Annotated in this window: 18 protein-coding genes; 7 read left to right on the forward strand and 11 right to left on the reverse strand. The window is 54.3% G+C overall.

The window, feature by feature from the left end; all coding sequences use genetic code 11:
* Positions 1 to 32: 32 nt before the first annotated feature.
* Positions 33 to 2,822 (forward strand): excinuclease ABC subunit UvrB, encoded by a 2,790-nt coding sequence (uvrB, locus tag PUV47_RS09900; protein ID WP_274218396.1) that lies wholly within the window; start codon positions 33 to 35, stop codon positions 2,820 to 2,822.
* A 169-nt stretch (positions 2,823 to 2,991) separates the two neighbouring features.
* The gene (locus PUV47_RS09905) at positions 2,992 to 4,422 is read left to right on the forward strand and encodes a lytic transglycosylase F (protein ID WP_274218397.1); all 1,431 of its coding nucleotides are present in this window, start codon (positions 2,992 to 2,994) and stop codon (positions 4,420 to 4,422) included.
* Between the two features lie 4 nt (positions 4,423 to 4,426).
* On the opposite strand, the gene PUV47_RS09910 is transcribed toward PUV47_RS09905, so the two are convergent.
* The 4 genes from PUV47_RS09910 to PUV47_RS09925 form a co-directional block, all read right to left on the reverse strand.
* On the reverse strand, positions 4,427 to 5,329 hold the full coding sequence (locus PUV47_RS09910) for a DMT family transporter (RefSeq protein WP_274218398.1): 903 nt from the start codon (positions 5,327 to 5,329) through the stop codon (positions 4,427 to 4,429).
* A 109-nt stretch (positions 5,330 to 5,438) separates the two neighbouring features.
* A complete protein-coding gene (locus tag PUV47_RS09915) occupies positions 5,439 to 5,888 on the reverse strand; it encodes a DUF3775 domain-containing protein (RefSeq protein ID WP_274218399.1) in 450 nt (149 codons plus the stop codon).
* A 405-nt stretch (positions 5,889 to 6,293) separates the two neighbouring features.
* Entirely contained in the window at positions 6,294 to 6,479 is a 186-nt protein-coding gene (locus PUV47_RS09920) for a hypothetical protein (RefSeq protein WP_274218400.1), read from the reverse strand.
* A gap of 155 nt (positions 6,480 to 6,634) precedes the next feature.
* Positions 6,635 to 7,042 (reverse strand): GtrA family protein, encoded by a 408-nt coding sequence (locus tag PUV47_RS09925; protein ID WP_274218401.1) that lies wholly within the window; start codon positions 7,040 to 7,042, stop codon positions 6,635 to 6,637.
* A gap of 246 nt (positions 7,043 to 7,288) precedes the next feature.
* Between PUV47_RS09925 and PUV47_RS09930 the strand changes: the two genes are divergently transcribed.
* Entirely contained in the window at positions 7,289 to 8,488 is a 1,200-nt protein-coding gene (locus tag PUV47_RS09930; RefSeq protein WP_274218402.1) for a pyridoxal phosphate-dependent aminotransferase, read from the forward strand.
* Positions 8,489 to 8,554: 66 nt separating this feature from the next.
* Here the strand turns inward: PUV47_RS09930 and PUV47_RS09935 are convergent, their stop codons facing one another.
* A complete protein-coding gene (locus PUV47_RS09935; protein WP_274218403.1) occupies positions 8,555 to 9,268 on the reverse strand; it encodes a hypothetical protein in 714 nt (237 codons plus the stop codon).
* A 355-nt stretch (positions 9,269 to 9,623) separates the two neighbouring features.
* On the opposite strand from PUV47_RS09935, the gene PUV47_RS09940 reads away from it, so the two are divergent.
* From PUV47_RS09940 to msrP, 3 genes are all read left to right on the forward strand, one after another.
* Positions 9,624 to 10,112 (forward strand): DUF992 domain-containing protein, encoded by a 489-nt coding sequence (locus PUV47_RS09940; protein WP_274218404.1) that lies wholly within the window; start codon positions 9,624 to 9,626, stop codon positions 10,110 to 10,112.
* Positions 10,113 to 10,317: 205 nt separating this feature from the next.
* A complete protein-coding gene (locus tag PUV47_RS09945; protein ID WP_274218405.1) occupies positions 10,318 to 12,390 on the forward strand; it encodes an elongation factor G in 2,073 nt (690 codons plus the stop codon).
* A 151-nt stretch (positions 12,391 to 12,541) separates the two neighbouring features.
* Positions 12,542 to 13,510 (forward strand): protein-methionine-sulfoxide reductase catalytic subunit MsrP, encoded by a 969-nt coding sequence (gene msrP, locus PUV47_RS09950; protein WP_274218406.1) that lies wholly within the window; start codon positions 12,542 to 12,544, stop codon positions 13,508 to 13,510.
* A 981-nt stretch (positions 13,511 to 14,491) separates the two neighbouring features.
* On the opposite strand, the gene PUV47_RS09955 is transcribed toward msrP, so the two are convergent.
* From PUV47_RS09955 to PUV47_RS09965, 3 genes are all read right to left on the reverse strand, one after another.
* A complete protein-coding gene (locus tag PUV47_RS09955; protein WP_274218407.1) occupies positions 14,492 to 15,403 on the reverse strand; it encodes a LysR family transcriptional regulator in 912 nt (303 codons plus the stop codon).
* Positions 15,404 to 15,433: 30 nt separating this feature from the next.
* Positions 15,434 to 16,399 (reverse strand): thioredoxin-disulfide reductase, encoded by a 966-nt coding sequence (gene trxB, locus PUV47_RS09960; protein WP_274218408.1) that lies wholly within the window; start codon positions 16,397 to 16,399, stop codon positions 15,434 to 15,436.
* A gap of 64 nt (positions 16,400 to 16,463) precedes the next feature.
* On the reverse strand, positions 16,464 to 17,411 hold the full coding sequence (locus tag PUV47_RS09965; RefSeq protein ID WP_274218409.1) for a mitochondrial fission ELM1 family protein: 948 nt from the start codon (positions 17,409 to 17,411) through the stop codon (positions 16,464 to 16,466).
* A gap of 160 nt (positions 17,412 to 17,571) precedes the next feature.
* On the opposite strand from PUV47_RS09965, the gene PUV47_RS09970 reads away from it, so the two are divergent.
* Positions 17,572 to 18,039 carry an Lrp/AsnC family transcriptional regulator gene (locus PUV47_RS09970; protein WP_274218410.1) on the forward strand — a complete coding sequence of 156 codons (468 nt, stop codon included), beginning with the start codon at positions 17,572 to 17,574 and terminating at the stop codon, positions 18,037 to 18,039.
* A gap of 36 nt (positions 18,040 to 18,075) precedes the next feature.
* Here PUV47_RS09970 and PUV47_RS09975 read toward each other — a convergent pair whose 3' ends face one another.
* From PUV47_RS09975 to carB, 3 genes are all read right to left on the reverse strand, one after another.
* Positions 18,076 to 19,410 carry a globin-coupled sensor protein gene (locus PUV47_RS09975; protein WP_274218411.1) on the reverse strand — a complete coding sequence of 445 codons (1,335 nt, stop codon included), beginning with the start codon at positions 19,408 to 19,410 and terminating at the stop codon, positions 18,076 to 18,078.
* A 250-nt stretch (positions 19,411 to 19,660) separates the two neighbouring features.
* The gene (gene greA, locus PUV47_RS09980) at positions 19,661 to 20,134 is read right to left on the reverse strand and encodes a transcription elongation factor GreA (protein WP_274218412.1); all 474 of its coding nucleotides are present in this window, start codon (positions 20,132 to 20,134) and stop codon (positions 19,661 to 19,663) included.
* A gap of 104 nt (positions 20,135 to 20,238) precedes the next feature.
* Positions 20,239 to 23,538, reverse strand: a complete 3,300-nt coding sequence (gene carB / locus PUV47_RS09985) for a carbamoyl-phosphate synthase large subunit (protein ID WP_274218413.1) — start codon at positions 23,536 to 23,538, stop codon at positions 20,239 to 20,241.
* Positions 23,539 to 23,607: the final 69 nt, after the last annotated feature.

The raw sequence follows: 23,607 nt of genomic DNA on the forward strand, positions 1-23,607 counted from the left end.
CTTTTGAGCAGACTCGCGCCATATTGCGCGTCATGGCTAGCAACAAGAAAACCAGTTCCTCAGATCAGCTCCCTGAAGCGCCGGATAACAGCGTTGAAGGTTTTGGTGAAGCTCCGCAGCAAGGTTTGGGTGGCGCCCCGTTGAGTGGGGGCATTTCCGATTGGATTCAACAAATCGGGTCTGACGAAGCGCCAGAGACACTCAAGTCCGAAGTCACGCCTGACAAGCCTAAAGCGACCTCCAAGAAAGCTGTTTCGACCAAGGCGGCCAAGACGACAAAATCCAAAGAAGCTGGGAGATCACGCAGTGCCCGCGGCACGTCAATGGGCGGCAGCGCGGACCCGCGAGAGCGAGCAAAGGGTGGTCTGAACCCTGTTGCAGGCATGGACATGTCACTGGAAGATGCTGAAAAGATGTTAGCGTCTCATGTCAAGGAGAACAAGCGCAAGAAGAAAGCGGCAGCGCCTGAAGTGATGACCGGCGCGACGGCGACGGTGCAGGCTCTGGCGGATCTTATTTCTTCAGGCAATCCGCTTCACAAGAATGGTGAAACCTGGGTGCCGCATCGCCCTGAGCGCCCGACAAAATCGGAAGGCGGGGTGCCTATTGAGCTAGTGTCCGAGTACGAGCCGAAAGGGGATCAGCCGACGGCCATAGCGGAGCTGATTCAAGGGCTCGATGGTGGTGAAAAGACACAAGTTCTTCTTGGGGTTACGGGGTCTGGCAAGACCTACACCATGGCGCAGATCATTGCCCAGACGCAACGCCCCGCTTTGATCCTCGCGCCCAACAAGACGCTCGCGGCTCAGCTTTACGGCGAGTTCAAATCTTTCTTTCCAAACAACGCGGTTGAGTATTTCGTTTCCTACTACGACTATTACCAGCCAGAGGCGTATGTTCCGCGCACGGATACGTTCATTGAGAAAGAAAGCTCAATCAACGAGCAGATCGACCGTATGCGCCACTCTGCAACACGAGCTTTGCTTGAACGTGATGACGTGATCATCGTGGCCTCCGTCTCCTGTATCTACGGTATTGGATCGGTTGAGACCTATACGGCCATGACCTTTGCACTTGAGGTGGGGGAGCGTATAGATCAACGCCAGCTGTTGGCGGACTTGGTCGCTCTGCAATACAAACGTAACGATGCAGCCTTCCAGCGTGGGACGTTCCGCGTTCGCGGCGATACGGTGGAAGTCTTTCCCGCGCACTATGAAGATAGAGCTTGGCGTATCTCTCTGTTTGGCGACGAGATCGAAGGCATCACCGAGTTCGATCCGCTTACAGGGAAGAAAAGTGGCGAACTCCAACAAGTCAAAATCTACGCGAACTCGCACTACGTCACTCCACGCCCAACGCTCAACCAAGCCATAAAGTCCATCAAGGCGGAACTGAAACAACGTCTCGCGGAGCTGAATGATCACGGTCGGTTGTTAGAGGCTCAGCGGCTTGATCAGCGCTGCACGTTTGACCTTGAAATGATGGAAGCGACTGGTGCATGCGCCGGGATCGAGAACTATTCCCGCTACCTGACCGGCCGGGCACCCGGTGAGCCGCCGCCAACCCTGTTTGAATATTTGCCGGACAACGCCATCGTGTTCGCGGATGAGAGTCACGTAACCATTCCGCAGATTGGGGCCATGTACCGCGGCGACTTCCGACGTAAAGCCACGCTGGCGGAGTATGGGTTCCGTCTGCCCTCCTGCATGGACAATCGCCCGCTGCGCTTTGAGGAGTGGGATGCCATGCGCCCGCAGACTGTCGCGGTTTCTGCAACACCGGGCTCCTGGGAAATGGAAGAGGCTGGCGGTGTCTTCGCCGAACAGGTCATTCGTCCGACCGGACTGACAGATCCGGATATCGACATCCGCCCAGCGAAGACCCAGGTGGATGATCTTCTGGGTGAGGTGCGAGCAGTGGCCGCCCGAGGATATCGCACGCTGGTCACCACACTGACAAAGCGGATGGCCGAGGACCTTACTGAATACCTGCACGAGAACGGTGTGCGTGTACGTTACATGCATTCGGATATCGATACACTTGAGCGCATTGAAATTATTCGTGATTTGCGTCTTGGGGCTTTTGATGTGCTTGTCGGCATCAACTTGCTGCGTGAGGGGCTCGACATCCCCGAGTGTGGTTTGGTGGCCATTCTTGATGCGGATAAGGAAGGCTTCCTTCGTTCAGAAACCTCGCTCATTCAGACCATCGGTCGCGCGGCTCGTAACGTGGATGGCAAGGTCATCCTCTATGCGGACAACATTACCGGCTCCATGGATCGCGCCATTCAGGAGACAAATCGTCGCCGCGAGAAGCAAGAGGCCTACAACGAAGAACACGGGATCACGCCAGAGAGCGTCAAGCGTTCTATTGGCGACGTGATGGAGAGCATCTACGAACAGGATCATGTGACAGTAGATGCAGGCTTCGCGGAATCCGGCGCTACGATCGGCCACAACCTTAAAGCGCATATCGAAGATCTCGAAAAGCAGATGCGTGAAGCGGCAGCGGATCTCAACTTTGAGAGCGCAGCGCGGTTGCGTGACGAGATCAAGCGGCTTCAGGAAACCGAGCTTGTGCTGGCCGATGATCCGATGGCGCGCCAGTCCGCACTTGGGGACAAGGTCGGTGCCTACGACGGTGACAAGAAGTACGGGGCCTCAGCCAATGAGCCGCCGAGCAAGTCCAAGGCCCAAAAGCCAAAGCTGGGTGAAATGGGGCCGGGGACAGACCTATCCAAGCCGAAGGGTGCTTCTACCGACAAGAAGCGCGGCCGGAGTTCTGGTGGGCGACCGGGGACGCGCACCTATCGAAAGAAATAGATTAGATTTTTGTTACAAATTTTTGGTGGGCGCTAAGACTTGAGAGGGTTTGAGCGCCCATTTTTGTTGAGCTATGTCATTTTTAAATAGTAAATTGATGCAGTTAAGTGCGCCTAATCTGAGGTAATATCAGGTTTTCGGTCCAGTCGTTCCATCTCATGAGGCCATCATGTGCAGTCGTTGGTGTTCTGTCTGGCTTAGCTTTTTCGTTCTCATCAGTGCGTTGTTGAGTCCCGGTCTGGCGCTTGAGGATGGGAAGCAAATTGATGAAGTAACAAATGCCGAATGGGCGGGCGATTTGGATGGCATGCGCAAACGTGGCTTTATTCGCGCTCTTGTGCCGTTTTCTCTCACCTCATTCTACATTGACAATGGGAAGGAAAGGGGGTTGCAGGCTCAGTTGCTGAATGAGTTTGAGAAGCAGCTCAACGTGGGGGTCGATAGGGAGCAGGATAAGGTCCGAGTTCTCGTGATTCCTACAACCCGAGACCAGCTCTTTCCAAAATTGATCAGTGGGAAGGGGGACTTGATAGCAGCCAATCTCACTGTCACGGCGGATCGCATGAAGGACGTAGACTTTGGCGATCCGGTCTATCAGGAAGCCAAGGAGATTGTTGCGACAGCACCGGGAGAAGCGCCAGTCGAGGTCCTCGCTGATCTCGCCGGGCGTCAAATCTATGTACGGGAAGACAGCAGTTTTTATCCGAGCCTCGAGGCGGCCAATGTTCAGCTTGCCGAAAAAGGTTTAGAGCTGATCGATATACAGCTCGCTGATGAACGCCTTGAAGCCGAAGACATTCTGGAGATGGTCAATGCGGGTGCCATCCCGGCAACGGTTGTTGATCAGCATGTGGGCCAGTTTTGGTCCAAAGTGTTTCCCAAATTCGTGATGAATACTGATGTTGTGCTTCGTGATCGGGGGCACATTGCATGGGCGCTTCGACAAGACAGTCCCAAGCTGCTTGCTGAGGTGAATGCTTTCATGAAGGAAGCTAAGATCGGTACGTTGCTCGGCAATATGCTGGCGAAGGAGCAAATGGAGCTCGCGGATCGTTTTGTCGATCCTTCAGAGGAAGAGTATCTGCAGAAACTCAAGGAGTTGCGGGATCTTTTCCTTAAATTTGGAGAGAAGTATGATATCGATCCAAGCTTGCTGGCAGCGCAGGCCTTTCAGGAATCTCGGTTCGATCCCAACGCACGCAGTGCAGCGGGTGCTGTAGGCATCATGCAGCTTTTACCCTCGACCGCGCTTGATCCCAATGTTGACATCAAGAACTATGAAAGCCTTGAGGGCAATATTGAAGCAGGCGCGAAGTACATGCGCTTTTTGGCCGATCATTATTTCCCAGAAACTGAAATCCCAGAGTTTGAAAAGATGATGATGGTGTTTGCTTCCTACAATGCAGGCCCCAACCGGGTTAAGCGTGTTCGGCCGGATGCTCCAGACCCCAACATGTGGTTTCGTAGTGTGGAGTGGGAAGTTGCTGAAGCGGCGGGCTCTGAGCCAATCCGTTATGTGAAGAACATCTATCGGTACTATCTGCTGTTTGACAGTATGATGCAGCGCTCGGAAGTCCTTCGGAAAGTGCGAACTGAGTAGGCCCTCAGGTTGTTGAGGATCGTGTGCGAAGTCTGCGCATCAACATGGGGGCTACCTCGACAATCAGTACGCCCAAGAAGATAAGGGCACAGCCGACGATGCCGACTAAAGGCAGGCGCTCTCCAAGCAAGAGTGCCCCGAATATGGCGGCAAACAGCGCTTCAGAAGAGAGAATGATTGCAGCGTCTGCGGGCGCAGTCCACTGCTGAGCAACCGCCTGGAGCGTAAAGGCGACGCCACCGGACATCACACCTGCAAAGAAGATCTCGAACCACGCGGCTTGAAACGCAGCCACTGTGTAACTCTCGTAAAACAAGCTGGCGGCAACCGCGACTACGCCTACAAACAGAAACTGGGTGAACGCAACAGCCATGGGGCGTCCGCACATCATGACCAGTCTGCCGAGCAGGATCACCTGAAACGCCCAGAATACAGCGCAGATGATCATTAGAACGTCGCCCCAGTTCAGGGCAGATAAGCTTCCACCACCGAGAAGATAGATGCCTGTGAGCGTCATAAGGCTGGCTGGCCATACAAGGAAGTGTGGCACCTGACGAAAGAACATGAGCCCCATGATGGGCGTCAGCACAACATAGACAGCCGTAAGAAAGCCGGCATTGGTCACGGTGGTGACTGTGAGGCCGTACTGCTGCAGCACTGTGCCAATCGTGAAGCAGAAACCCACGGCAATGAACTGAGGCCAAAGCCTGCGGTCAATAGTTTTCGCCGGACTGCGTCTTTTCTCCAAGAAGACCATGGGAACGAGTGCCAAGGCAGCCACGAGGAATCTCACCCCAGTGAATTGAAGAGGCCCAAGGCTCTCCATTGCGGTGGATTGGCTGATGAAGGCTGCACCCCAAATGAGGCCAGTGAGTAGAAGGAGAATATTGGCAGTCGCGCGTGTCATGAGCGCACGGTTATCGGAGCTTCAGCAGGCGCGCAACCCCGTCCGCGGTTTGCAACGCATGTTTTTCAAGGCTCTAGACCAAGTGATGAGACCGCGCGTGCCTGCCTTTTCAGAGCGATAGTTCGTCCAAGCCGACTTCAAGGTAGTCTGAGAGATTCGGAATGCCCAGCAGGTAGGTCACGGTGGATACACGTGATCCGGATGAACGTTCCTTTGCGTCCGTCAGCGCCTGAGTCCATTCGGTTTTGTCGTAGTCGCCACGCCCTATCCATGTAAGGGCTACCATTTCTGCGGCTTCGTCAACATTGAGGTCGGAGAGCAGCTCCTTGAGCTCTTCGTCCAGCATGTCGTCGTTTTCTTCTTCCGCCAGCCCTTCGTGGGAATGCACGGCCACAAGGTTTTCTGCATCGTAGGCAACCTCGCCCTCGTGCCCGTCCTCATAGGAATCAGAAAGAGAGTTTGAGGCGGACCTCGCCTTTTGAATGAACATACGAATCGTATCAGCGGATAGTGTTAGTTCGACAGGCATGATGGTCACCATCGGATGTTGATAACTCATAGTAATGCTGCAACACGACCTGTCGCAAGGGGAAGGGGTGAAGATCCTCGGGATTGTTTGATCAGAGAGCATGGCTCAACGTATGCATCCCTAATAGGTTTGGGGGCTAAAGGTGTTTCTCTATCATAGCGCTAGGTTTACAAATGACGATTGTAAGACGTAAGGCGGCTAATGTGAGTCCTGTTCATTTATACCAGTATGCAGTGGTAGTTACCCTGATATGGCATTAGAGAAATATGCAGGTTTTGGCTTGTTTAACTCTTGTTAACCAACAGCAAATGTGGCTACCGTAATCCCATTGAAAGCCTAGGCTTACTCGATGACTTTAGGTCAGATGCGGCGGACCTGAGTGCTGGCCGGTGGACTTTGCAGAGTTCACCGGCCTTCTCTTTTCGGTGTGGGAGGTTATTTGCGGAAGCGTGTGGTCAGGCTGTAGAGGATCCAGCTTCCGCCGGAAAACGCACCAACCAGTCCTGTCAAAAGCAGAGTTTCAGAAAGGGTCAGGCCTTCTACATCCACGGTGGCCAGTGCAAACAGGGGAAGCGCGGAAAACGCAGCCACGCCAGTTAGCACCGGGCGTACTCTGGCCATAGCTTTGGATGTTCTTGTTGTTTTTGAGTTTTCCAGCATGGGGGCAACTTTCCTTCCGTTAAAGGCAAGGAGAGTGTGCTCTGGCAATAAGGCAAAATCTCGCCTGAAACACGGTATTCCCTCGATTTAGCGAGGCAATTTCAGGTTGGCAGTGCCTAATTCCTAAACGCAAAGAGTTTGGAACCCATAAAATTGAAAATTACCGCTACGCCAGTTGCGATAATCAGGGCTGCGAACGGGGAGCTTTCTGGAAAGCTCAACAGAATCGCTGAGTAGACACCGTAGTTGATGATGGCCCCCAGCAGGTTGACGGCAATGAAGCGCAGGTACTCGGGAAGCTTGGCAGCATCACTTTTGAAGGTGAAGGCGCGATTGAGGGCCCAGTTGTTGGTCATGGCAGCCCAGATAGAGAGAAGCCGGCCGGCAAACGGGCCAAGACCGAACGCCAGCAGCACCGCAAGGACCGCAGCATCCACCACAAGTCCGGTTGCTCCGACCAAACAAAAGCGAATGAACTGGTTCTGCTGGCAGAATCGCATGACGCTCGCAGTGATGATATGCATGCGAGTTACTCGCAATTAAGTTAAATCTATCCGTTTTCTGAGTGTTGCTTAACGGTGATTGTCACTTCGTGCAAGAAGGTGCGGCGCAATGCACGCATAATTGCCTGGGACTGTATGGTTTTGTTTGTGGTCTTGCTTGGCAATGGACTACAGTCCTTGCGGATGTTTATCTGCCTAGGAGATGAGGCGGGTAAATGATCCCACAGGAAAAATAATCGCAAATGTGCCGCTTTCATGGAGGTCATTATGGGCTTTATCGCCGATGCGCTCTCACGCGTAAAACCGTCTGCAACCATCGCCGTCACCAACAAGGCGCGCGAACTCAAGGCAGCGGGTCGTGATGTTATTGGGTTAGGAGCAGGCGAGCCAGACTTCGATACACCGGAGAACATCAAGGCCGCGGCAATTGCAGCCATTAACGAAGGCAAGACCAAGTACACTGCCGTTGATGGCATACCCGAGCTGAAAAAGGCTATCTGCGCCAAGTTTGAGCGCGACAATGGTCTCAAGTATGAGCCTGCACAGATTACCGTCGGTACGGGTGGCAAGCAGGTTCTTTACAATGCCCTGATGGCGACCATCAATCCGGGTGACGAGGTGCTGATCCCGACGCCATACTGGGTGTCCTATCCGGACATGGTGCTGTTGGCTGGCGGGGAGCCGGTTGTAGTTGAGGCCGACAAGGCGACCTTCAAGATTACACCCGAAGCTCTGGAATCGGCGATTACACCAAAGACAAAGTGGCTAATCTTCAACTCTCCTTCCAATCCTTCTGGTGCAGGCTACAGCCGTTCAGAGTTGAAGGCACTGACCGATGTGCTGATGAAGCACCCACACGTGTGGGTCATGTCAGACGATATGTATGAGCATCTGGTCTATGACGATTTCGAGTTCACTACGCCTGCGCAGGTTGAGCCGGGCCTTTATGAGCGCACGCTCACTGTAAATGGTGTTTCCAAGGCGTATTCAATGACTGGGTGGCGTATTGGATATGCTGGCGGTCCGGTTGAACTGATCAAGGCAATGGCAAAGATTCAGTCTCAGTCTACCTCAAATCCGTCATCCATCGCGCAGTGGGCAGCTGTTGAAGCGCTCAATGGCACGCAGGATTTCATTGCGCCAAACAACGAAGTGTTCAAGGGACGCCGCGATCTTGTCGTGTCCATGCTGAACCAGGCAAATGGATTGTCCTGCCCAGTGCCGGAAGGGGCGTTTTACGTCTTCCCATCCTGCGAGGGTTTGATTGGCAAAACCGCGCCATCTGGGAAAGTGATCGAGAACGATCTGGATTTTGCGGCTGAGCTTCTGGAGACGGAAGGTGTGGCCGTGGTGCCGGGTTCTGCATTTGGCCTCGGCCCGAACTTCCGTGTTTCCTACGCAACCTCAAACGAGGCGCTTACTGAGGCTTGCACACGCATCCAGCGTTTCTGCGGCAATCTCAAGTAAGATTGGTCGGTCTTAAACGAGAAAGGCGCGGAATTCCGCGCCTTTTTCCTTGTTTCACGTCAGCGACTACTCAGAGATCAGCTCATCAAGGATGTAGTTGCGGTTAACATAATCGTTGCGGTTTTCCTGCATCAGGCTGCGGTTGCCGCTGAAGCTCAGGCGACCACCAACGAGGAAGGTCGCATCGTCATCTTCCCGCAGTCGCGCATCACCGTAGATTGCAATGCCTTGCTGGCCAAAGCTGCCAGGGCGGAACTCGGCACCCGCCGCATAGACGTTATCGTCGCGGAAATGACGGTAGCCACCATAGAAGCGCAGGTTCTCGGTCATGTAGTAGGAAACGTCGAATGCGCCGACCACATCCCCATCGTCATCAAAGCCCTGCAGGCCGATCATGGCATCCAGGCTGACTGGGCCAAAGTGCATCTGACCTTCTGCGCCGACGAAGCCAATATCACCATCGTTGCGATTGATATGCGTGCCGGATGCAATGACGCCGAAATAGCCTGCATCGTACTGACGGAAGCCAAGGCGAACTGAGCCTCCTACAAATCCATAGTCTGTTTCGCCGCCTGCTGCGGCATCAAACTGAGCGGCAAAACCGTTCTGAAGTTGAGCGACATAGTTGCCGGAGACCAATCCAAGAAGGTCTCCGTCGAGGGCGCCGAAGCCAGCCGCAACACGAGCATTTGGGGATTGCTCGAATGCAAACGCGGGCAGGCTGACAGCGGTGAGGAGAGCGAGCGCGCTCACTGTTGTTTTTAAAGGTGCACTAGGCATTTTGATTCTCCAATAGTCTGCCGTTAGCCCGACTTTTGGAGTTTTTGTTTAAAACACCATTGCAGCTTGTCTCGATACGGGACAGAAATTTAGAGTTAATTCCTATGGTAAATAAAGCGTATCCATCGTGTCAGAAGTGCCAAGATACTGCCATATTTGAAGGCCGGACATGGTAAGCGCCAGCGAATGCTCTGGGTTGTTACGCCAACTAAAAGTCGATGGCTTTGAACTGTTTCTCCTCATTGGCGATTTGCTGGTTTCTATGGAAAGTTGTTGGATCGCTACTTTGCCACAAAGCAGGTTTTTGATCTGGGGTGTGAGCCGATATGGCCAAGAACAATAAGGAGAGAAATGCATGCCCCGTTCATTTCGACTTTTGAGCGCGTTTTCTGGATGCACACTCATGTTGGCTGGTGCTGTTGCCGCCAGTGAGCAAAGTCAGCCCACCGTTGAGGTTGGCACTCTCACCTGCAACGTCACAGAGGGAAGCAGCTTCATCGTTGGGTCTAGCCATACCATGGCTTGCGATTTCAAATCCGCAGGAGGAAGTTCAGAGGCTTATACTGGCAAGATCAATAGTTTTGGCCTTGATATTGGTCCAGTGAACAAAGGTAGTTTGGTTTGGGGTGTGCTTGCGCCATCCGCCAACGTGGAGCCTGGCGCTCTTGCGGGTAGCTATGGAGGCGTTTCGGCCGGGGCAGCGCTTGGCGCGGGATTACAGGCGAACATCCTTGTCGGCGGTCTCGACAAGTCCATTGCACTTCAGCCTTTAAGCTTGGAGGCCAATACCGGTTTGAACCTTACGGCAGGTATAACCGGCCTGCAGTTGAGTAAGGCCAACTGACCTAAGCTATTCACCGATCAATAGAAATTCTGCGGCGGACTGTCACACACTGCGCCGTCGCAGTTTTACGGCTTGATATTTCAAGGCAACTCCTGCGACCATAGAGATCTGACCCGGGAGGGGTCGGAGAAAGGCGCGTCGAAATTGCAGGCGCCTCAGGCGCTTAGCGACGTGTCGATCCTCAATTCGGTACGGAGTAGCGATCATGGGAGAAAAAGGCGTTGGTGGTGCTGGCGGCAGGGTGAGCAGCCCTCGCTGTGTAGCGATAGTCGGGCCATTCGCAAGTGGTAAGACCACCTTATTCGAGGCCCTTCTGGCACGCACGGGGGCAATTGCCAGACAAGGTAGCGTGACTGCTGGAACAACACTGGGAGACTCGTCAGAGGAAGCCCGCAGCCACGGCATGAGTGTTGAGGCGAACATTGCCGATTGTACCTACAAGGGAGACAGGTACACCTTTATCGACTGCCCAGGTTCAGTGGAGTTCCTCAGTGAAAGTGAAGCCATCTTGGGCGGCGTTGACTTGGCAATCGTGGTTGCCGAGCCGGATGAAAAGAAAATCCCTGCGTTGCAGGTGATCCTCAAGTCTCTTGAAGCAAAGAGCATTCCTCACGTTCTATTCCTGAACAAGATTGACAAGGCGACCGGGCGTGTGCGCGAGACCCTTGCGGCTTTGCAGCCAGCCTCGTCTGTGCCGTTGCTGTTGCGCCAGATTCCGATTTGGACCGATGGCGCTGTGTCTGGATACATCGACTTGGCGCTGGAGCGGGCATTTGTCTACCACGACGATGGGCCGAGCACGGTGGTTGATCTGGCGGATGAGGAGAAAGCCCGAGAGCTGGAAGCGCGCTACTCCATGATGGAGATGCTGGCGGATCATGACGACGAGTTGATGGAAAAACTCCTCGAAGAAGACGAGCCAGACAATGAGATGGTCTTCAAGGATTTGACAGAAACCATGCAGCATGGCGACGTGGTCCCCGTATTCATTGGCTGTGCTGAAAAGAACAACGGCATTCGTCGGCTTCTCAAGGAGCTGAGACATGAAGCGCCGACTGTAGAACAGACCCGCGAACGTGTTGGCTTGTCCGAAAATGATGCGGGCACCGTGCAGGTACTGAAGACCTATCACACTCAGCATGGCGGCAAGTTGTCCGTGTGCCGCGTGTTGAGCGGGACGGTGAGTGAAAGCAGCTTGCTGCGCGACGCTAACAACAATGAGCTTCGGCCTTCCGGCCTGTTCCGTATGAAGGGGAGCCAACCGGTAAAGAACGATGGGCCTGTGGTTGCTGGCGATCTTATCGCCTTTGGCAAGCTGGAGGATGTAAAGACCGGCGATACGTTGGGTATTGGTAAGGCACCTGAAACACTGCTGGATGCAGCGCGGCCGCTCGAGCCGGTGCTGACAACCGGCCTGAAGGCTGCGGAACGGAAGGACGAAGTGCGTCTTTCTTCTGCTCTTGCCAAGTTGCTGGAAGAGGATCCTTCTCTGCGTCTTGTGCAATCGCAGGAGAGTGGTCAAACCATACTGGAAGGGCAGGGCGAAATGCACCTGCGTGTGGCCGTTGAAAAGCTGCGCGGAAAGTACGGCCTGAACGTGGAGCAGTACGAACCAACCATTCCGTATCAGGAAACCATCAGAGGGAAAACGGAGCTGCGCCGTCGTCACAAAAAGCAAAGTGGCGGGCATGGTCAGTTTGGCGATGTTGCCTTGACCATTCAGCCAATGCCTCGCGGAGAAGGTCACGCCTTTTCTGACACCATTTCAGGCGGGGTTGTGCCCAAGCAGTACATTCCTTCTGTGAAGCACGGCGTTGAAGAGGCGCTGCAGAAAGGACCGCTCGGTTTCCCAGTCGTGGATGTGGGCGTTGTTCTGACCGATGGCTCCTACCACTCTGTAGACAGTTCCGACCAGGCATTCAGAATGGCTGCCATTCTTGCGATGCGTGATGGTTTGAAGGAATGCAAACCAGTGCTCCTTGAGCCGATCAGTAAGGTTGTCGTGGCTTGTCCGTCTGATGCAACCGCTCGGATCACGGCGATTGTCTCTGGTCGCCGCGGTCAGATCCTTGGCTTCGATGCCCGTCCGGGTTGGGATGGCTGGGACGAGGTGCAGGCTCTGATGCCAGACAGCGAAGTAGGCGATCTTATCGTTGAGCTGAGGTCTGCAACGGCTGGCGTTGCCAGCTTCCGCCGTGAGTTCGATCACATGGAAGAACTCTCCGGCAAACCTGCTGAGCAGGTTGTTATGAAGTATGGCAGTGAGGCTGTTGCCTAGGAGTGGCCTGAGCTGAAGAAAAGGGGGCGGTGGGTCTGCCGCCCCTTCTTGCTACCAGCCTGAATTGAGCAGATCACTCGAGGTTTACTTGAGTGTGAGGGGGGCTGACCCATAACTTGGTGGCAACGCGTCAACAAGAATGGGTCTGCTCATGCATGTGATACATCCCAAAGGATGGGAACTTCCGGAAAGTGCCGCAACGCCTGAAGATGTGTTCTTCAATCGACGAAAGTTCTTGAAGAGCGCATTGGTGGTCGGTGCCGGTGCTGGTCTGTCCTCCATGGTTACTTTGTCAGCCGCGCGCGCTGCGACAGATCCTACGGCGCAGTTTTACCCCGCAGAGCGCAATTCTGCGTTCACTTTGGACCGAGCCATTACCGGTGAAGCGGTCAGCTCCCAATACAACAATTTTTATGAGTTCGGCTCTCACAAGCGCATTGCGGCAGCTGCTCAGGCCCTGAAGATACGTCCATGGACGCTGACCATAGATGGCTTGGTGGAGAAAGAGACGACCATCGATGCGGATAGCCTGATTGGCAAGATGGATCTGGAAGAGCGTCTCTACAGACATCGCTGCGTGGAGGCGTGGGCGATGGCCGTGCCTTGGACCGGCTTCCCACTGGCAGACCTCATCAAATTGGCTGCACCTCTTTCCAGCGCGAAGTTTGTGCGTTTTGAGACCTTTGAGGACGCGACAGTCGCTTCTGGACAACGCCAGTTCTGGTATCCTTGGCCTTATGTCGAGGGCGTTACCATGGCTGAGGGGATGAATGAGCTGGCCTTTGTTGCAACGGGTATCTACGGCAAGCCGCTGCCAAAGCAGTTCGGTGCCCCCATCCGCTTGGTTCTGCCGTGGAAGTATGGGTTCAAATCCATCAAGTCTATTGTGCGAATGACCTTCACCGATGAGCGTCCGGTAAGCTTCTGGGAGCAAATTGCAGCTACTGAGTACGGGTTCTGGGCTAATGTTAACCCAGATGTGCCGCATCCACGTTGGTCGCAGGCTAAGGAGCGTATGCTTGGCACAGATGAAGAACTACCGACACAGCTGTACAACGGCTATGCTGAGCAGGTTGCTGGCCTCTATAGCGGAATGAAGGGGGAGGAGCTCTATCGCTAAAAAGCGATTGAGCTTCCACCTGATGACTACTGAGCGGCGACGACCTGTTGCCGCTCTTGTGGCGTATTCAGTGCGTCGACCAACCTAGTGGCCTCTGAAAACAAGAGTGCGCCCGCACACAGTGCCAGCACGAACGCCGCCCGCCTTACCTCAATCATACGCAATACTCACTAACTGATGCAGCTTGGAGGTGTACAACACCCGCTGTCTTATCATTGTCATATGTTTCAGGGGAGTCCGTATATCTTAAGGGGCCCTGAGAGTCTCGCGACAAAAGGTGTCAAGTGCTGAAGTTTTGTGGGTACCTCGCGTTTGGCGAGTTGTCCCTACGTCATTGCATGGCTGCATAATTATGCAGCACAGATGCCTATTTCGTGATCAGTGCGAAATCGGGCGTGAAATGAACATTTTTTTGCTCCGCAAGCAGAATTTAGTGACCTTTAAGGCCGCTAGGGCTGCAAATTTTCAGGTCAACCGTTCTACAGCTCCGAACTCATAACAGGATTAGATGAAAGCATCACTGGATGTGATTACTTTTGTTTTTTCTGAGGTTTAGGAGAATCGCAAAAAAAAACCGGGCCACGTAGGCCCGGTAAAGTTCGATTGATTAAACACCAATTCCTGGTGCAATCACCTTCCAGAGGGGAACAATTGACCAGATAAGCACGTCACTGGGAGGAGAGATGTGACGGCTCCATTGGTCAACAGCCAGTGTATATATGCAGTGCATATGGCCACACGCAATGGTCATTTTTTGCATTGCAGATATGCATGAAAGTTATGGCTTCTCATTCGAATTGTCTATGAGGCAGGGCGTCGCATCATGTTGGGGAGGAATCGCAGAAACCTGCGTTTTCTTGCGCAAACGTTTGCTTGAGCTGCCGATATATCTGAAAAGATCGGTTTTCTGAAAAGTGCCTCTAGGTGACCCTTTTATGAATCACCCAGAGAAAATTGTGCATCAGTCAGATGGGAATCAGTCTAGTGAGACCAGCGTTCCGCATTGGACACCAGGAAATCGCGGAATGCCGTGACTCGTGCTGTGTTGCGCAGCTCTGAGGGATAGACGAAGTAGCTGTCAAAGGACGGCAGTTCATCGTGGCCCTTGTCCAGCACTGTCACGAACCCCGTATCCCGCTCCACCATATAGTCTGGCAGAATGGCCAGACCAACGCCCCTTTTTACGGCGCGCTTGATGCCTGTGAGGTTGTTCACCTGAAACGCGACGTCCCGCTTTTGGCCTGCTGGCAAACCAGCGGTTTCCAGCCAGTTCATGATGCGCAGATAGGTTGGGGTATGGTCACCAATGGTGATCAAGCGGTGGTTTGCCAGATCCTCAACCGACTCAGGGGTCCCGAAGCGCTCCAGGTACTGCGGTGATGCGTACACATGGAAGTGCACGGTGAACAGCTTGCGCTGGATCAGGTCAGGCTGCGTTGGCGGACGCAGGCGAATGGCCACGTCCGCTTCGCGCATGGAAAGGTCAAGTTCGTCGTCCTGGGTGATGATCTCAAGACGCACGTCAGGATAGAGATCAACGAACTCATGGATGCGAGAAGGGAGCCAGGTCGAACCAAGGCCCACCGTTGTGGCAACGCGCAGAACGCCGGATGGCTTTTCCTTGCTGTCTGTCAGCCGGCTCTGGGCCGCTTCCAGTTTCAGCATCACCTCACGGGCGGTGCGATACAAAAGCTCACCCTGTTCAGTGGGCACCAGACCACGCGCATGGCGGTGGAACAGAGCCACGCCAAGGTCGTTTTCCAGTGCACTGACCTGTCGGCTCACGGCCGATTGGCTCATGTTCAGCGCTTCACCTGCGTGCGTAAAGCTGCCCGCTTGCGCCGCCGCGTGAAAGATCCGCAGTTTATCCCAATCTAGTGACCGCCCCGGCATACAGTTTGGCTCCTCTCACATGCATAGGCCTTATTCGGCCGCGTTTGCCGTTTCTGCTGCGTCTGCAGCAAGAAAACGTTCAGCTTCCAGAGCTGCCATACATCCCATGCCTGCAGCTGTAACGGCCTGACGGAAAGTCTCGTCAGTGACGTCGCCTGCTGCAAAAACCCCTGGAATGGAGGTCTGCGTCGAATCTGGTGCTGTCCAGATGTAGCCAGAGGACTTCATCTCGACCTGATCCTTGAACAGTTCCACTGCCGGGGCATGGCCAATGGCGACAAATACGCCATCGGTGTTCAGCTCTGTCGCTTCCCCTGTTTGTGTATTGCGAAGTTTAACGCCCGTTACTACCGCGGGAGATTCTGTGCCCAGAATTTCCTCAACTGTATTGTTCCACAAAACCTCGATCTTTTCGTTCTTAAACAGACGGTCTTGCAGTATTTTTTCCGCGCGCAAACTGTCGCGGCGGTGGATCAGGGTCACCTTAGATGCGAGATTTGCAAGATAAAGGGCTTCTTCCACGGCGGTATTGCCGCCGCCCACGACGACAACTTCCTTGCCACGATAGAAGAAACCGTCACAGGTCGCACAGGCAGAGACGCCGCCTGCCTGAAAGGTTTGCTCGGAAGGAAGGCCCAGCCACTTGGCCTGTGCTCCTGTTGCTATAACAAGCGCATCGCAGGTGTAGGTGGTGCCGCTGTCTCCCTTCAGGGTAAACGGGCGCTTGGACAAGTCAGCCTCTGTGATCATGTCATAGGTGATCTGTGTGCCAACATTTTCAGCCTGCTTGCGCATCTCTTCCATGAGCCAAGGGCCTTGGATTGGATCAGCAAAACCTGGATAGTTTTCAACGTCGGTGGTGATGGTCAGCTGACCACCTGCCTGAACGCCGGTAATGATCTGGGTGTCCATCATGGCTCGTGCGCCATAGATCGCTGCGGTGTAGCCTGCAGGGCCGGACCCAATGATCAGCAGTTGCGTGTGTTTCGTGGTCATTCTGCTACCCTCTTGCTCCTGACAGTTGCGAGTGCGTGGCCCTGTGGCCTGTCCGCCTGCCAACTCAGCCCCTCTGCAATCGTTCGCGGATCGCGTCGGCTATGACTGGTGTGGAATCCATCGGCTCGTAGGTAGTACCTTCTAGCAATCCTGGGAAGGGGTGAAGCACGTTCATTCCCCTGAGTGTCCCCAAAAAGAGATCAAACTTCTTGTGTCCGCCCTCTGGCTGGAAACCATATATGGGGTATCCCGTTGCAGTCGCTTCGCCAACCATGTTGGTCGAATCGGTTGTTACCACAACGCCTTGCGCATTTGCGAGGTACTGCAACAGAGGGTTTGGGCCGTCTCCCTCCCAATAGAGGTGGTTGGGGCGGGCTCCAAATTGTCTGAGGCGGTCTGCCAGAGCATCAGGCGTACGCCGGGAAACGGTGATCATCAGCGAATGGGTCTTGCTCGCCTCACTCAGGCCGTCACCGAGTCGGGCAATGTCCTCTTCCGTGAAGTGGTGATGTTTGCTGTTGCCCCCAACCAGAACGGCGAGGCGCGGCTTGGGCAGCGACGCAATTTCAGCCCAGGGATTGGCCCGGGCTTCTGCCAGACGCTCTTTGGAGAACCGGTGAGGCGCCGTTGGTGAAACAATTACGTTGGGGCCGCGCAGTTTGTCGTGTGTTGCAACCCAGATGATGTCTGCTGCTTTGCATCCGGTCCGGGGGTCTTTGAGGCAGACGGTTATGGTCTTGCCGCCAGAAAACTTCTTTATGGCACGCAGGTAGGGGATCGAGCGGCGCCCGGACGCAATGGCCACCTTGGGAAAGGGGCGCGCGATCGGGCTTTTTGGCTTGTTCGGACTGTCTGCAGGATCAATCGGGCCATGAGGCATGGCCAGCGAAAACAGCTTGCGCGGCGCGACTCTTCGCACCTCATAAGGCAAGCCAAGTGCCTCGGCGACGCCAATGCACTGCGCTTCGTCACCGGCTTTTCCGTCTGTTATTACCCACAGATTTCCGCTCATTTTGAGGGTAGGAGTTTCCTGAAGTTTCCGATTCCTGTGCATTTTTAGTATAGTCTTTCAAACGGGCGCAAAGAAGCTTCAATAATGGTGTATGCCAGAGGCGTCGACCAGTTTCATGGCGATTTGACCCAAATAAGACAAGAGAAAAAAGGAGACGAGCTTGAAAGCGCGTCTTGATTCAATCGACTGGCAAATTCTTAAAGAACTGCAGAACGATGGTCGCATTACCAATGTGGAACTGGCAAGACGGGTAGGGATTTCTGCCCCACCTTGTTTGCGCCGCGTGCGCGCTTTGGAAGAGACCGGCCTGATTTCCGGCTATCGTACGCTGCTGGATGAAAAACAGCTGGGTTATGAAGTCACCGCATTTGCCATGGTGGGCCTGCGCAACCAGACCGAAGCCGATTTGATTGCCTTTGAGAAACAGGTTGCCGACTGGCCTGTTGTGCGTGAAAGCTACATGCTTTCCGGTGAAGTCGACTTCATCCTGAAGTGCGTCACACAGGATCTGGAGAGCTTTCAGAACTTTGTTATCCGTGATCTCACGGCTGCGCCAAACGTGGACAACATTCGAACGGCGCTGACCATTCGCAAGACGAAGGACGTTCCTTCGGTGCCAATCGATTGACGAAAAAGCGGGCTTTGCGCCCGCTCTTTTTTATCATCAAGCGGCTCGGATATCCTTGAAGAACTGCTCCACTGCGGCCGCAATGGCCTCGTTGTTCCTGTGAAGTTCCTCGGCTGCTTGCTGCGCCGTTCGTGCAGCACTGTTGGCATTCGTGGCGTTGCTCAGGATGTGAGAGATCTCGTCGGTAATTCCGCTGGCATGCTGGGATGCAGACTGAATGTTCATTGAGATCTCGTTGGTTGCCGCGCCTTGCTGTTCAACCGAAGATGCGATGCTTGACGCCGCTTTGCTGACGTCCTCAATTTTTTCCGTGATCGCTGAGATTTCTTCTACGCAGCGCCTTGTCTCTGCCTGAATTGCATTGATCTTCTGCGCAATCTCGTCGGTTGCCTTGCTTGTCTGGCTGGCCAGGTCCTTTACTTCACTTGCAACGACCGCAAAGCCTTTTCCAGCTTCTCCTGCACGAGCAGCCTCAATCGTTGCATTCAGCGCCAGCAGGTTGGTTTGTTCCGCGATGGCGCTGATCAGCTCCGTAACTGCGCCAATCTCGTTGGTCGCTGTTTGCAGTCCGAGGACGGTTTCATTGGCTCGATCAGCATCTTCCGAGACGAGGCGTGCAGTCTCTGCAGAACGGGACACCTGTGTGCTGATCTCGCCCACGTTGGTGGACATCTCTTCCACAGCGGCAGCTCCACTTTGGACACTGCGTGCTGTCTCGTTGGCGGAAGTGCTAGCGGATGCGGCGGAAGTTTCACTGCGATGGGCGGCTTCGGTCAGTTGCTTAGTGCATGTCTCGACCCGTTTGCCTTTGGCTTCCACATCCTTGAGAATGTCTGCAATTCCTGTCTCGAAGGAGTGTATGGCTTCTTCAAGCTGGCTAGAACGACGCTCACGTTCCTCGCGGTAGACAGTTTCATAGGCGTTGATCGAGTAGGCCATGTCCAGCATGACTGCCTTCTGGATCGCCTCCATCGCGGTCTTCAACTTTGATCGGGAGAAACGAAACTTGCGGAGCAGGACGGCATTCAGCTCATTGAGCAGGTAGGTATAGCCGCCGATGTACCAATCTGATGAAAGGCCAATGCGTTCGTGTGCGCGGCCAATGCGTTCCACTTGCATAACGTAGTCTTCGTTAAAGCCAGAGCGAAACATGAGCGCCCAGTGTTTGGCTTGTGCCGCCTTGAGGTGCTCAACCTGTCCTGCAACAAACTCGCCCAATGGGCTTGTAGAGCCCACGTGGGCGTAGAAGCGGCTCAAGATCTCTGGCAGGTTCGTTTCAATCGTCGGCCAAATTTGGGAGAGCGTGCGCTGCGTCTCCTGATCAATTCGAAAAAACGCCAGTCGGCGAGATAGTGATGAGGTGTCCTGCATGGCTCCCTCCCGAGAAATGCGTAAATATATCTCAGGTGATAGCGCTGTAAGTGTTAATTATCAGTATCTAAAGTTGTAATTAGTTGGCTTATTTTATCAGGGTAACCATCTGCAAATTATCGATAATATGGGTTTCGATAGTCGGCTTGCATATGTTGTTGTTTTTGGCTGCACCATCAAAGCGTGTGCCGGATTGCAAATAAAAATGCCGCCCTGAGGGCGGCATCAATGGATCGATATCTGATTGGGATCAGACAAACTCGACTTTCAAGATCTCGTAGGAACGTGCACCTCCTGGTGCCGTAACTTCGACACTGTCGCCAACGCTCTTTCCGATGAGTGCGCGTGCGATTGGTGAAGAGATGGAAATACGGTTCTTTTTCACGTCGGCTTCAACGTCGCCAACAATCATGTACTTCTTTTCTTCCTCGGTGTCTTCATCTTCAAGCGTCACGGTCGCGCCAAACTTGATGGTCTCGCCGCTCAGCTTGGTGAGGTCGATCACTTCCGCGCGGCCCAGCTTGTCTTCCAGCTCGCTAATGCGGCCCTCGTTCAAGCTCTGCTGCTCCTTTGCAGCGTGGTACTCGGCGTTTTCAGAGAGGTCGCCGTGCGCACGGGCTTCGGAAATGGCGGCAATGATGCGTGGACGCTCGACTGTGGTGCGGTTCTTCAGTTCATCACTGAGCATCGCGTAACCATCAGCAGTCATTGGTACCTTATCCATGACTCCTACACCTTTCCAAGGTTGCGCCGACTTCAGTGTCCAGACGCAACAAAAAAATTGACCGGGCAGGAAATGTCCCACCCGGACGATGTCAATCTGTGAGCTTACTCAAAGTAGGACTGTAGCGGCCTTACCTCAAGATTGCCAGCTAAATACGCTTCGATGCCTTTTGCTGCGGCAACGGACCCGGCAACCGTGGTGTAGTAGGGCACCTTGTTGACCAGCGTTGAGCGGCGCAGCGAACGGCTATCGGCGATGGCTTCAGCACCTTCGGTTGTATTGAACACCAGCTGAACTTCGCCATTCTTGATAGCATCCACAATATGCGGACGCCCTTCAAGAACCTTGTTTATCTTTGAACAGGTAATCCCCTGTTGCTCAAGATATCTCTGGGTTCCTGAGGTGGCAATGATCTTAAATCCAGCTCTGTGAAGCCTTTTTGCGGCCTGAATGATGCGCGCCTTGTCTGCGTCCTTGACGGAGAAGAAGGCGGTGCCACCCGTTGGTAACGTGTGGCCGCTGGCAATCTGTGCTTTTGCAAAAGCGATTGCAAAGTCGCGGTCGATGCCCATGACTTCGCCAGTTGACCGCATCTCCGGGCCGAGGATTGTATCTACGCCTGGGAAGCGTGCAAACGGGAACACGGCTTCTTTCACGGTCATGTGGTGCAGGTGCTTGGGCTTGAGTGAGAATGACTCCAGTGTTTCACCTGCCATCACGCGTGCTGCGATCTTTGCGATCGGTTCGCCGATGGTTTTCGCCACGAACGGCACCGTTCTGGAGGCCCGTGGATTGACTTCCAGCACGTAGATCTCGTCGTCCTTGACCGCGAACTGCACGTTCATAAGGCCGCCAACGTTGAGGGCCAAGGCCAGCTTGCGGGTCTGATCTTCAATTCTGCGAATGAGATCCTGTCCGATATTGTAGGCGGGAAGGGAGCAAGCGCTGTCGCCGGAATGGATGCCAGCTTCTTCAATGTGTTCCATAAGGCCACACATGAACACATCTTTGCCGTCACAGAGCGCGTCTACATCCACCTCGATGGCATTGGACAGGTAGCTATCAATCAGCACCGGTGCTTCACCAGAGACAACTACCGCTTCATGGATGTAATGCTGGAACTGTTCGTCATCGCGAATGATCTCCATACCGCGACCGCCCAACACGTATGAAGGGCGGATCACGACAGGGTAGCCGATTTCCGCGACGATCTTTTCGGCCTCTTCAATGGAGCGGGCAATGCCGTTGTCCGGCTGCTGAAGGTCCAAATCATGAAGCAGCTTCTGGAAGCGGTCACGGTCTTCTGCGAGGTCGATCATGTCCGGAGATGTGCCAAGGATCGGAATGCCTGCATCCATTAGATCGCGGGCGAGTTTCAAGGGCGTCTGTCCGCCGAACTGCACGATAACGCCTTTAAGGGTGCCTTTTGACTGCTCCAGCTTGAGAATCTCAAGCGTATCTTCGCTGGTGAGCGGCTCGAAATAGAGGCGGTCGGATGTGTCGTAGTCGGTGGATACGGTCTCTGGGTTACAGTTGACCATGATGGCTTCGTAGCCCGCATCCTTAAGGGCGAAGGCGGCATGACAGCAACAGTAGTCAAACTCGATGCCTTGCCCGATACGGTTTGGGCCACCGCCAAGAATGACCACCTTCTGACGCTCACTGGGCTCAGCCTCACATGCGGTTGCGCCTGCAAATGGCGCCTCGTAGGTAGAATACATATAGGCGGTGGGCGAAGCGAACTCCGCTGCGCAGGTATCGATGCGCTTGTAGACTGGTCGTACATCGAGACGGTGACGCAGGGCCCGCACATCCTTGTCGGACTTGCCAGTCAGCGTTGCTAAACGGTGATCGGAGAAACCCATCGCCTTCAGTTTGCGCAGGCCTTCAGCATGAGCAGGAAGACCACGTTCCTCAATGAGTTTTTCAGTGTCTACAATTGCCTTGATTTGCTCAAGGAACCATGGATCAATTTTGCAGATCGAGTGGATGTCTTTTTCGCTGATGCCAAGGCGCATGGCCTGCGCCACATTCAGGAGGCGATCTGGAGTAGGGGTTCCCAGAGCTTTGCGCACTGCGTTGGCGTCATCCCCTTGACCAACGCCATGGATCTCAATTGGATCGAGACCGGAAAGGCCGGTTTCAAGGCCGCGAAGTGCCTTTTGCAAGCTTTCTGCAAAGGTGCGGCCGATGGCCATCACTTCACCAACAGACTTCATGGCTGTGGTCAGGTTCGGTTCGGCGCCCTTGAACTTCTCGAATGCAAACCGAGGAATCTTGGTGACCACGTAGTCGATGGTGGGTTCGAAGGAAGCTGGTGTGGCCCCGCCCGTGATGTCGTTGTCCAGTTCATCCAGTGTGTAGCCGACTGCCAGCTTGGCGGCGACCTTCGCGATCGGAAATCCAGTGGCCTTGGATGCAAGTGCGGACGAGCGAGAAACGCGTGGGTTCATCTCGATCACGACCAAGCGGCCATTTTCTGGATTAACTGCGAACTGAACGTTGGAACCGCCGGTTTCAACGCCGATCTCACGCAGTACTGCCAGAGAGGCGTTGCGCATGATCTGATATTCTTTGTCAGTCAGCGTGAGGGCCGGTGCAACGGTGATGGAATCGCCAGTATGCACGCCCATTGGATCAATGTTTTCAATGGAGCAGATGATGATGCAGTTATCCGCTTTGTCGCGGACCACTTCCATCTCGTATTCCTTCCAGCCCAGCAGGCTCTCATCAATAAGCACCTGGCCGGTAGGGGAGGCCTCGATGCCTGAGCGGACAATGGTTTCGTACTCTTCGCGGTTATATGCAACGCCGCCGCCGGTGCCTCCCAGCGTGAAGGCTGGGCGGATGATGGCTGGAAGGCCAATTTCTTCCAGGTGACGCATCGCCGTTGCAAAGCCTGCGCCGCGGTCATATCCGACGATCGCGCCAGCTTCGTTGCGGATGGGCGGAGAAGAGGCGATGGCTGCTCTGGGGTTTTCGAGGCCGATCTTGTCCATTGCCGCACGAAACTTTTCGCGGTCCTCAGCCTTGTCGATGACATCCGCCTTCGCGCCAATCATTTCGACATTGTATTTCGATAGAACGCCGCGCTCTTCCAGAGCCAACGCACAGTTCAGCGCAGTCTGGCCGCCCATGGTTGGCAGAAGTGCGTCTGGGCGCTCCTTGGCGATGATCTGCTCAACGATCTCAGGTGTGATTGGTTCGATGTAAGTCGCATCGGCCAAATCCGGATCCGTCATGATTGTTGCCGGATTAGAGTTGACCAAGATAATTCGGTAGCCTTCTTCTCGCAGCGCCTTACAGGCCTGAGTGCCGGAATAGTCGAACTCACAGGCCTGACCAATCACGATGGGGCCTGCCCCGATGATCAGAATAGATTGGATGTCGTTGCGTTTTGGCATGATTACTCACAGTCGTTCGCACGGAGAGCGTCAGGTACAACAGAGGCGTTGAACCATGCGCTATTTTCC

Origin of the sequence: Pseudovibrio exalbescens (assembly GCF_028737195.1) — a bacterium.
Lineage (GTDB): Bacteria > Pseudomonadota > Alphaproteobacteria > Rhizobiales > Stappiaceae > Pseudovibrio > Pseudovibrio zosterae.